Annotated in this window: 7 protein-coding genes; 6 read left to right on the top strand and 1 reads right to left on the bottom strand. The window is 68.3% G+C overall.

Annotated elements, in window-relative coordinates:
- Positions 1-42: 42 nt before the first annotated feature.
- The 6 genes from JJV70_RS10440 (at position 43) to tuf (ending at position 9,421) form a co-directional block, all read left to right on the top strand.
- The gene (locus JJV70_RS10440; RefSeq protein ID WP_219047648.1) at positions 43-3,942 is read left to right on the top strand and encodes a DNA-directed RNA polymerase subunit beta'; all 3,900 of its coding nucleotides are present in this window, start codon (positions 43-45) and stop codon (positions 3,940-3,942) included.
- 259 nt (positions 3,943-4,201) lie between these two features.
- Positions 4,202-4,717 (top strand): DUF1707 and DUF4190 domain-containing protein, encoded by a 516-nt coding sequence (locus JJV70_RS10435; protein WP_257573698.1) that lies wholly within the window; start codon positions 4,202-4,204, stop codon positions 4,715-4,717.
- Between the two features lie 273 nt (positions 4,718-4,990).
- The gene (gene rpsL, locus JJV70_RS10430) at positions 4,991-5,362 is read left to right on the top strand and encodes a 30S ribosomal protein S12 (RefSeq protein ID WP_003948652.1); all 372 of its coding nucleotides are present in this window, start codon (positions 4,991-4,993) and stop codon (positions 5,360-5,362) included.
- A 2-nt stretch (positions 5,363-5,364) separates the two neighbouring features.
- Positions 5,365-5,835 (top strand): 30S ribosomal protein S7, encoded by a 471-nt coding sequence (gene rpsG / locus JJV70_RS10425; RefSeq protein ID WP_219047541.1) that lies wholly within the window; start codon positions 5,365-5,367, stop codon positions 5,833-5,835.
- Positions 5,836-5,874: 39 nt separating this feature from the next.
- Positions 5,875-7,998 (top strand): elongation factor G, encoded by a 2,124-nt coding sequence (gene fusA, locus JJV70_RS10420; protein ID WP_219047540.1) that lies wholly within the window; start codon positions 5,875-5,877, stop codon positions 7,996-7,998.
- A 229-nt stretch (positions 7,999-8,227) separates the two neighbouring features.
- Positions 8,228-9,421 (top strand): elongation factor Tu, encoded by a 1,194-nt coding sequence (gene tuf / locus JJV70_RS10415; protein ID WP_219047539.1) that lies wholly within the window; start codon positions 8,228-8,230, stop codon positions 9,419-9,421.
- Between the two features lie 120 nt (positions 9,422-9,541).
- Here the strand turns inward: tuf and JJV70_RS10410 are convergent, their stop codons facing one another.
- On the bottom strand, positions 9,542-11,215 hold the full coding sequence (locus tag JJV70_RS10410; protein WP_308294768.1) for a M20/M25/M40 family metallo-hydrolase: 1,674 nt from the start codon (positions 11,213-11,215) through the stop codon (positions 9,542-9,544).
- Positions 11,216-11,306: the final 91 nt, after the last annotated feature.

Raw genomic sequence — 11,306 nt, 5'->3', positions numbered from 1 at the left:
TTCAGACCACAATTGACACGACCCTGAGAGGGATTGACGAGAGTGCTCGACGTCAACTTCTTCGACGAGCTGCGGATCGGCCTGGCCACCGCTGACGACATCCGTCAGTGGTCGCACGGTGAGGTCAAAAAGCCCGAGACGATCAACTACCGCACCCTGAAGCCCGAGAAGGACGGCCTCTTCTGCGAGAAGATCTTCGGCCCCACCCGGGACTGGGAGTGCTACTGCGGCAAGTACAAGCGCGTCCGCTTCAAGGGCATCATCTGTGAGCGCTGCGGTGTCGAGGTGACCCGAGCCAAGGTGCGCCGCGAGCGGATGGGCCACATCGAGCTGGCCGCGCCCGTCACGCACATCTGGTACTTCAAGGGCGTCCCGTCCCGGCTGGGCTACCTGCTGGACCTGGCGCCGAAGGACCTGGAGAAGGTCATCTACTTCGCCGCGTACATGATCACGTACGTGGACGAGGAGCGCCGCACGCGCGACCTGCCCTCGCTGGAGGCGCACGTCGCCGTCGAGCGCCAGCAGATCGAGCAGCGCCGTGACGCCGACCTGGAGGCCCGCGCCAAGAAGCAGGAGGCCGACCTCGCCGAGCTGGAGGCCGAGGGCGCCAAGGCGGACGTCCGCCGCAAGGTGCGCGAGGGCGCCGAGCGCGAGATGAAGCAGCTGCGCGACCGCGCCCAGCGCGAGATCGACCGCCTGGACGAGGTGTGGAACCGCTTCAAGAACCTCAAGGTCCAGGACCTGGAGGGGGACGAGCTGCTCTACCGCGAGCTGCGGGACCGCTTCGGCACCTACTTCGACGGCTCCATGGGCGCCGCCGCGCTGCAAAAGCGCCTGGAGACCTTCGACCTGGAGGAGGAGGCCGAGCGCCTCCGCGAGATCATCCGCACCGGCAAGGGGCAGAAGAAGACCCGCGCCCTCAAGCGCCTGAAGGTCGTCTCGCCGTTCCTGCAGACGTCCAACAGCCCCCGGGGCATGGTGCTCGACTGCGTGCCGGTGATCCCGCCGGACCTGCGTCCGATGGTGCAGCTGGACGGTGGCCGCTTCGCGACCTCCGACCTGAACGACCTGTACCGCCGCGTCATCAACCGCAACAACCGCCTCAAGCGTCTCCTCGACCTCGGTGCGCCCGAGATCATCGTGAACAACGAGAAGCGGATGCTGCAGGAGGCCGTGGACGCGCTGTTCGACAACGGCCGCCGTGGTCGGCCGGTGACGGGCCCGGGCAACCGCCCGCTGAAGTCGCTGTCCGACATGCTCAAGGGCAAGCAGGGCCGGTTCCGGCAAAACCTGCTCGGCAAGCGCGTGGACTACTCCGCCCGCTCCGTCATCGTCGTCGGCCCGCAGCTCAAGCTGCACCAGTGCGGCCTGCCCAAGGCGATGGCCCTGGAGCTGTTCAAGCCGTTCGTGATGAAGCGCCTGGTGGACCTCAACCACGCGCAGAACATCAAGTCGGCCAAGCGCATGGTCGAGCGTCAGCGCACCGTGGTGTACGACGTCCTCGAAGAGGTCATCGCCGAGCACCCGGTGCTGCTCAACCGCGCGCCCACGCTGCACCGTCTGGGCATCCAGGCGTTCGAGCCGCAGCTGGTCGAGGGCAAGGCCATCCAGATCCACCCGCTCGTGTGCACCGCGTTCAACGCGGACTTCGACGGTGACCAGATGGCCGTGCACCTGCCGCTGTCGGCGGAGGCCCAGGCCGAGGCGCGCATCCTGATGCTGTCCTCGAACAACATCCTCAAGCCCGCCGACGGCCGTCCGGTCACCATGCCCACCCAGGACATGGTGCTTGGCCTGTTCTTCCTGACCACCGAGGGCCAGGAGCGCGAGCTGAAGGGCGCGGGCCGCTCGTTCGCGTCCACCGCCGAGGCGATCATGGCCTTCGACGCCGGGGAGCTCTCGCTCCAGGCCGAGGTCGAGATCCGCTTCCCGATCGGCTCCGTCCCGCCGCTGGGCTGGACGCCGCCGGCGCCCGCGGAGGACGAGGCGCCGTGGCAGCCGGGGGACGGCTTCCGGCTGCGCACGACGCTGGGCCGGGCGCTGTTCAACGAGCTCCTGCCCGAGGAGTTCCCGTTCGTCAATTACACCGTCGGCAAGAAGCAGCTCTCCCAGATCGTCAACGACCTGGCCGAGCGCTACCCGAAGGTGGCGGTCGCCGCGACGCTGGACAACCTCAAGTCCGCCGGTTACCACTGGGCCACGCGCTCCGGGGTGACCATCGCGATCTCCGACGTGGTCGTGCCCGAGGCCAAGAGGGACATCATCACGGGCTACGAGGAGAAGGACGAGGTCGTCCAGAAGCAGTACGAGCGCGGCCTGATCACCAAGGACGAGCGTTCCCGGGAGCTGGTGACGATCTGGACCCGCGCGACCAACGAGGTCGCCGAGGCCATGAACGCCAACTTCCCGAAGACGAACCCGATCTTCATGATGGTTGACTCGGGCGCGCGCGGAAACATGATGCAGATGCGGCAGATCGCGGGTATGCGCGGTCTGGTCTCCAACGCCAAGAACGAGACCATCCCGCGTCCCATCAAGTCCTCGTTCCGCGAGGGTCTGTCCGTGCTGGAGTACTTCATCTCCACGCACGGCGCCCGTAAGGGTCTGGCGGACACCGCCCTGCGGACCGCCGACTCCGGGTACCTCACCCGGCGTCTGGTGGACGTCTCGCAGGACGTCATCATCCGCGAGGAGGACTGCGGCACCGAGCGCGGCCTGAAGCTGGAGATCGCCGCCAAGGGCGCGGACGGCGCGCTGCGCAAGGCCGAGGACGCCGAGACCAGCGTGTACGCGCGCTGCCTGGCCGAGGACATCGTCGTGGACGGCAGGGTGCTGGCCCCGGCCGGTACCGACCTGGGCGACGTGCTCATCGACGAGCTGGTGCGCAACGGCGTGCAGACGGTCAAGACCCGCTCCGTGCTCACCTGCGAGTCGGCCGTCGGCACCTGCGCCATGTGCTACGGGCGCTCGCTGGCCACCGGCAAGCTGGTGGACATCGGAGAGGCCGTCGGCATCATCGCCGCCCAGTCCATCGGTGAGCCCGGCACCCAGCTGACGATGCGTACCTTCCACACCGGTGGTGTGGCCGGTGACGACATCACCCAGGGTCTGCCGCGTGTCGTCGAGCTGTTCGAGGCGCGTACCCCGAAGGGTGTCGCCCCGATCACCGAGTCGGCCGGCCGGGTGCGCATCGAGGAGACGGAGAAGACGAAGAAGATCATCGTCACTCCGGACGACGGCTCGGACGAGACCGCCTACCCGGTCTCCAAGCGCGCGCGCCTGGAGGTCTCCGAGGGCGACCACGTGGCGGTGGGCCAGCCGCTGACGGCCGGTGCGGCCAACCCGCACGACGTGCTGCGCATCCTGGGCCAGCGGGCCGTGCAGGTCCACCTGGTCGGCGAGGTGCAGAAGGTCTACAACTCGCAGGGTGTGTCGATCCACGACAAGCACATCGAGATCATCATCCGGCAGATGCTGCGCCGCGTGACGATCATCGAGTCCGGTGACGCCGAGCTGCTGCCCGGCGAGCTGGTCGAGCGCTCGAAGTTCGAGGGTGAGAACCGGCGCGTGGTGCAGGAGGGGGGCCACCCGGCCTCCGGCCGTCCGCAGCTGATGGGCATCACCAAGGCTTCGCTGGCCACCGAGTCGTGGCTGTCGGCGGCGTCCTTCCAGGAGACGACCAGGGTCCTGACCGACGCGGCGATCAACGCCAAGTCGGACTCCCTGATCGGCCTCAAGGAGAACGTCATCATCGGTAAGCTCATCCCGGCCGGTACGGGCCTGTCCCGCTACCGCAACATCCGGGTGGAGCCGACCGAGGAGGCGAAGGCGGCGATGTACTCGGCCGTCGGCTACGACGACATCGACTACTCGCCGTTCGGCACCGGCTCCGGCCAGGCCGTCCCGCTGGAGGACTACGACTACGGTCCGTACAACCAGTAAGCGGTTCCGCTGTGCGCTGGGCGGCACTCCCACCGGGGGTGCCGCCCAGCGGCGTTTCGCCGTCCTGGCGAGTGCCGGGGGAGTGCGGGCACGGGGCCTCGGGCGAGGCCCCGGCGGGTGGCCGGAGTCCGGGAGCCCCGTCCTCACCGGTTGCGGGAGGAGGGGGCGGAGTGCGCGGGATCGCGCAGGAACTCCCCGAAGCCCTGACGCGTCGGGGATGATGGGAGCACGAGCTTCAGACTGCGGGGAGGAGTCGGCTATGTCGCAGAACTGGCCGGGCGGGCACTCGTTCATGCGCGCCTCCGACGCCGACCGCGAGCGCGCGGCCGACGTGCTGAAGGCCGCCTTCGCCGAGGGCCGCCTGCGCAAGGACGAGTACGACGCGCGTCTGACCCGCGTCCACCAGGCCGCGACGTACGCCGACATCCAGCCGCTGGTCGCCGACCTGCCGCAGGGCCCGGTGCCGATGCCCGCACCAGCACCGCAACCGGTGCCGTACGTGCGGCCCGTGCAGCCGGGGTACTGGACGGTACCGGCCCCCACGGTGCCCCGGCCGACGAGCGGAGCGGCCGTCGCCGCACTCGTCTTCGCCGTGCTGACGCCCCTCACCTGGGGGCTGTTCGCGCTGCCGGCCGTCGTCACCGGGCACATCGCCCGGAGCGACATCCGCTCCCACGGCAAGCAGGGGGACGGGTACGCCACGGCGGGGCTGGTCCTGGGCTACCTGGGGGTGGGGCTGTGGACGCTGGTCATCCTGGTCGGCATCGCGTCGTGACCGCGCGCCGGGCGGGTCGTTCGCTTTTGACCGCAGCGAATGCGGTAGGTACGCTCTGACCTTGTGCCTGGGGTGTCCCCTGCGCTGTTTCCGCTGCTCCCACAGCGGTCACGGTTCGGCCGGTGACACCAGGATCTGCACGCTCCTGAAGCTCCGAGGAGCTTCCCCCGCTTTCGCGGGAGCCCGCAGTCTCCGACACACCCGACCGCGTGGGTCGGACAATGTGGCCCAGGTTAGCTTTACCGAGACTGGCACACAGAAACCGGAGAAACTGTGCCTACGATCCAGCAGCTGGTCCGCAAGGGCCGGCAGGACAAGGTCGAGAAGAACAAGACGCCGGCCCTGGAGGGTTCCCCCCAGCGTCGCGGCGTCTGCACGCGTGTCTTCACCACCACCCCGAAGAAGCCGAACTCGGCCCTGCGTAAGGTCGCGCGTGTGCGTCTGACCAGCGGTATCGAGGTCACGGCCTACATTCCGGGTGAGGGTCACAACCTGCAGGAGCACTCCATCGTGCTCGTGCGCGGTGGCCGTGTGAAGGACCTGCCGGGTGTTCGCTACAAGATCATCCGTGGTTCGCTCGACACCCAGGGCGTCAAGAACCGCAAGCAGGCTCGCAGCCGCTACGGCGCCAAGAAGGAGAAGTAAGCATGCCTCGTAAGGGCCCTGCCCCGAAGCGCCCGGTCCACATCGACCCGGTCTACGGCTCTCCTCTGGTGACGTCCCTCATCAACAAGGTGCTGCTGAACGGCAAGCGCTCCACCGCCGAGCGCATCGTCTACGGCGCGATGGAGGGCCTGCGGGAGAAGTCCGGGAACGACCCGGTCATCACCCTCAAGCGCGCGCTGGAGAACGTGAAGCCGACCCTTGAGGTCCGCTCCCGCCGTGTCGGTGGCGCCACCTACCAGGTGCCGGTCGAGGTCCGCCCCGGCCGCTCCTCCACTCTCGCGCTGCGCTGGATCGTGGGTTACTCCCGCGCCCGCCGTGAGAAGACGATGACCGAGCGCCTGATGAACGAGCTGCTCGACGCCTCCAACGGGCTCGGTGCCGCCGTCAAGAAGCGCGAGGACACCCACAAGATGGCCGAGTCCAACAAGGCCTTCGCGCACTACCGCTGGTAGTCGCAGACCCCATCGAGACCGAGAGAAGACTGAAGCCTTATGGCTACCACTTCACTTGACCTGGCCAAGGTCCGCAACATCGGGATCATGGCCCACATCGACGCGGGCAAGACGACCACCACCGAGCGGATTCTGTACTACACCGGCGTCAGCTACAAGATCGGCGAGGTCCACGACGGTGCCGCGACGATGGACTGGATGGCGCAGGAGCAGGAGCGCGGCATCACCATCACGTCCGCCGCGACGACCTGCCACTGGCCGCTGAACAACATCGACCACACCATCAACATCATCGACACCCCGGGTCACGTGGACTTCACCGTCGAGGTGGAGCGTTCCCTGCGTGTGCTCGACGGTGCCGTGACGGTGTTCGACGGTGTCGCCGGTGTGGAGCCGCAGTCCGAGACGGTGTGGCGTCAGGCCGACCGCTACGGCGTGCCGCGCATCTGCTTCGTCAACAAGCTGGACCGCACCGGTGCCGAGTTCCACCGCTGCGTCGACATGATCGTCGACCGGCTGGGCGCGGTGCCGCTGGTCATGCAGCTGCCGATCGGTGCCGAGGCCGACTTCAAGGGCGTCGTGGACCTGGTCCGCATGAAGGCGCTCGTGTGGTCCGCCGAGACCGCCCTCGGTGAGGCGTACGACGTCGTGGACATCCCCGACACCCACCAGGAGGCCGCACAGGAGTACCGCGGCAAGCTCCTGGAGGCCGTCGCGGAGAACGACGACGAGATGATGGAGCTGTTCCTGGAGGGCCAGGAGCCCACCGAGGAGCAGCTCATCGCCGCCGTCCGCCGCGTCACCCTGGCGTCCACGGGCGCCGAGGGCACCACCACGGTGACCCCGGTGTTCTGCGGTACCGCGTTCAAGAACAAGGGCGTGCAGCCCCTGCTCGACGCGGTCGTGCGGTACCTGCCGTCGCCGCTGGACGTCGAGGCGATCGAGGGTCAGTCGGTCAAGGACTCCGAGGAGGTCATCAAGCGCCGTCCCTCCGAGGACGAGCCGATGTCCGCCCTGGCGTTCAAGATCGCTTCCGACCCGCACCTGGGCAAGCTCACCTTCATCCGGGTCTACTCGGGCCGCCTGGTGGCCGGCACGCAGGTGCTGAACTCCGTGAAGGGCAAGAAGGAGCGCATCGGCAAGATCTACCGGATGCACGCGAACAAGCGTGAGGAGATCGACTCGGTGGGTGCCGGTGACATCGTCGCCGTCATGGGTCTGAAGCAGACCACCACCGGTGAGACCCTCTGCGACGCGGGCAGCCCGGTGATCCTGGAGTCGATGGAGTTCCCGGCCCCGGTGATCCAGGTCGCCATCGAGCCCAAGTCGAAGGGCGACCAGGAGAAGCTGGGTGTCGCGATCCAGCGGCTGGCCGAGGAGGACCCGTCCTTCCAGGTCAACACCGACGAGGAGACCGGCCAGACGATCATCGCGGGCATGGGCGAGCTGCACCTGGACGTGCTGGTTGACCGCATGAAGCGCGAGTTCAAGGTCGAGGCCAACGTCGGCAAGCCGCAGGTGGCCTACCGCGAGACGCTGCGCAAGTCGGTCGACAAGCACGACTACACGCACAAGAAGCAGACCGGTGGTTCCGGCCAGTTCGCGAAGGTGCAGATCCAGATCGAGCCGCTCGAAGGCGACGGCTACGAGTTCGTCAACAAGATCACCGGTGGTCGCATCCCGCGGGAGTACATCCCGTCCGTGGACGCGGGCTGCCAGGAGGCCATGGAGTTCGGCGTGCTGGCCGGCTACCCGCTGACCGGTGTGCGCGTGACGCTGCTCGACGGCGCCTACCACGAGGTTGACTCCTCCGAGATGGCCTTCAAGATCGCCGGTTCCATGGCCTTCAAGGAGGCCGCCCGCAAGGCCAGCCCGGCCCTGCTGGAGCCGATGATGAAGGTCGAGGTCACCACGCCCGAGGACTACATGGGTGACGTGATCGGCGACATCAACTCCCGGCGCGGTCAGATCCAGTCCATGGAGGACCGCGGCGGCGCCAAGCTCGTCACGGGCCTGGTGCCGCTGTCGGAGATGTTCGGCTACGTGGGTGACCTGCGGAGCAAGACGTCCGGCCGCGCGAGCTACTCCATGCAGTTCGACTCCTACGCCGAGGTTCCCAAGAACGTCAGCGAGGAGATCGTCGCGAAGGCCCGGGGCGAGTGACGTCGGTTCGCCGACCTGAGCTCACCCCTTAGGCTGTAGCACAACGGCATACGGGGCATCCGGCACACATCGCGTCACGCGCGGTGCGTGCCGGGGCCCCGGTCGCCAGCCCTTAAGAACGAACGGGTCAAGGGCGTCCCCCTAGGGGTCCTGGCTTGTTCGGTACGACCACCTGAACCCTTCCGCAGAGTGCGGGGGGCGTACAGCACCAGTCCACAGGAGGACCCCAGTGGCGAAGGCGAAGTTCGAGCGGACTAAGCCGCACGTCAACATCGGCACCATCGGTCACATCGACCACGGTAAGACCACCCTCACGGCGGCCATTACCAAGGTGCTGCACGACCAGTTCCCGGACCTGAACGAGGCTTCGGCGTTCGAGAACATCGACAAGGCTCCCGAGGAGCGCCAGCGCGGTATCACCATCTCGATCGCGCACGTCGAGTACCAGACGGACTCCCGTCACTACGCCCACGTTGACTGCCCGGGTCACGCGGACTACATCAAGAACATGATCACCGGTGCCGCCCAGATGGACGGCGCCATCCTCGTGGTCGCCGCCACCGACGGCCCGATGCCGCAGACCAAGGAGCACGTGCTCCTGGCCCGCCAGGTCGGCGTTCCGTACATCGTCGTCGCCCTGAACAAGGCCGACATGGTGGACGACGAGGAGATCCTGGAGCTCGTCGAGCTTGAGGTCCGCGAGCTGCTCTCCGAGTACGAGTTCCCGGGCGACGACGTTCCCGTCGTCAAGGTCTCCGCGCTGAAGGCGCTGGAGGGCGACGCCAAGTGGGGCGAGTCCGTCATGGAGCTCATGAAGGCCGTGGACGAGGCGATCCCGGAGCCGGAGCGCGACGTCGAGAAGCCCTTCCTGATGCCCATCGAGGACGTCTTCACCATCACCGGTCGCGGTACGGTCGTCACCGGCCGCATCGAGCGTGGTGTCCTCAAGGTCAACGAGAACGTTGACATCATCGGCATCAAGGAGAACAAGACCTCGACCACCGTCACCGGTATCGAGATGTTCCGCAAGCTGCTCGACGAGGGCCAGGCCGGTGAGAACGTCGGTCTGCTGCTCCGCGGCATCAAGCGCGAGGACGTCGAGCGCGGCCAGGTCATCATCAAGCCGGGCTCGGTCACCCCGCACACGGAGTTCGAGGCCACGGCGTACATCCTGTCCAAGGACGAGGGTGGCCGCCACACGCCGTTCTTCAACAACTACCGCCCGCAGTTCTACTTCCGCACGACGGACGTGACCGGCGTGGTGACCCTCCCCGAGGGCACCGAGATGGTCATGCCGGGTGACAACACCGACATGAAGGTGGAGCTCATCCAGCCCGTCGCCATGGAGGAGGGCCTGAAGTTCGCCATCCGTGAGGGTGGCCGGACCGTGGGCGCCGGCCAGGTCACCAAGATCGTCAAGTGACCTGAGGCTCCTTCGAGCCAGCTGACGAAGGGGCCCGTACGACCAGCTCGGTCGTACGGGCCCCTTCGTCGTGTCCGGGGCGCATCCGCTGTGTCCGGGGCGGCTGCCCGGCGCGCGCTGTCAGCTGATACGCACCGCGGCGTCGTCGATCAGGAAGCTGGTCTGGAGGCTGCCGTCCTCGGTGGCGGTGAAGGTGAGCGTGACCTGCTGGCCGGTGTAGCGGCTCAGGTCGAGGGTGCGCTCGACGTAGCCGGTGCCCGCGTCGGTGTTGGAGAAGGTGGCGAGCGTGCGCCCGTCGGCCTGGACGCGGAAGGTGTCGTAGGCGGTGCCGCTCCGCTCGTCGGTGTCGATGCGCAGCTGGTAGGTCAGCGTGGCGGACTCACACCCGCCGGGCACGGTGACGGTCTGCCGGATCTGCTCGCTGCTGCTGCGGCCGTACCCCGCCAGCCAGGCGTACCGGCTGCCGGTATGCGGCTCGTACCGGTCGTGCGCGTTGATGGTATGCGTGTCGCCCGCCCACGGCGACGTCCCGTTCTCGAACCCGCCGTTGCCGAGGACGTCGGACGGGGTGCAGCCGCCGCCCGGGTCGCCGACCGCCTGCGCCCACAGGGTGTGGGCGATGCCGTCGGCCGCGCGGTTCAGACCGGTGGCGTTGATGTTGCTGAGGGTGTCGCACGACCGGTGGTAGCAGGGGTCGTAGGAGCGGCCCGCGGTACCGCCCCACTTGGCGGCCTGGGCGGACGTCTTGCGGTAGCCCGCGCCCATGGCGTAGCCGGAGGTGGGGATACCGGCCCGCTGGAACGGGTAGTCGTCGGAACGGCCCGCGCCCTCGGTGTTCTCCTCGGGCCGCAGGCCAAGGGAGTCCCAGTACGCCTTCATCGGCCGGGCGGCGGCGGAGTTGATGCGGTTGATGAAGTAGCCGCCGTTGACGGAGGCGATCATGTCGAAGTTGTAGTACGCCGCGATGCGGGAGCGCTCGGTGCCGCTGAGGGAGCGGACGTAGAACTGCGACCCGTTCAGGCCCTGCTCCTCGTCGGTCCACCAGGCGAAGCGCACGCGGCTGGTCATGGCGGGGCGCTGCTCGGCCAGCGTGAGGGCGACCTCCAGCAGTGCCGCCGAGCCCGACGCGTTGTCGTTCATGCCCGGGCCGGACGACACTCCGTCGAGGTGGCCGCCGAACAGGTACACCCGGTCGGCGTTGCCGTGCGGCCACTCGGCTATCAGGTTCGGCCCCGCGCCGCGTGAGCACCCGGAGGTGCAGGTCTGCTCGGTGACGGTGAACCCGGCCGCGCGCAGCTTGCCCTTCACGTAGGCCACGGACGCGTCGTACCCCCTGCCGGTGGCGTGCCGATTGCCACCGTTGCGGGCGGCGATGTCGCTGAACTCCCGCAGGTGCGCGCGGACGGCGTCGATGTCGATGTCCGGTGCGGCGACCACGGCGGGGGTGGGTGCGGTGTTGGCGCTCGCGGCGCTGGCGGTAGCGGTGCTGGCGCTCGCTGGGCTGGCAGCGGCGGCGGCGGCGCTCACGGTGCTGGCAGCGGTGGGGGAGTCGCCTGCGGCGTGGGCGGCGGCGGGTGTGGCGCTTGCGGTGTTGGCGGTCGCGGACGTGACGCGGGTGGGGGCGGCGTTCGCGGTGTTGGTGGTGGCGGGGCTGTCGGTAGCGGAGGCGGGTTGGGCGCCAGCTGACATGGGCGCGGTGGTGGGTGCCGCGTGGGCGACGGAGACGGCGGGCAGAGCAACCGTCGTCGCCAGGACAGCGAGCGTGACGCCCGCCGCTTTTAGTCTCGGGTGCACCAGGACTCCTTGGCTGGGAGGTGTGGGGGAGGTGCTGTGCGGCCACACGAGCGAACACGCCGAGAACCGACAGGCCGGGACCCGGAGCCTT

The sequence above is a fragment of the Streptomyces sp. JJ66 genome (genome assembly GCF_019303495.1).
In the GTDB taxonomy this organism is placed as follows: domain Bacteria; phylum Actinomycetota; class Actinomycetes; order Streptomycetales; family Streptomycetaceae; genus Streptomyces.
The sequence above is the reverse complement of the archived record's forward strand: the minus strand, read 5'-3'. Positions and strand labels throughout refer to the sequence as shown.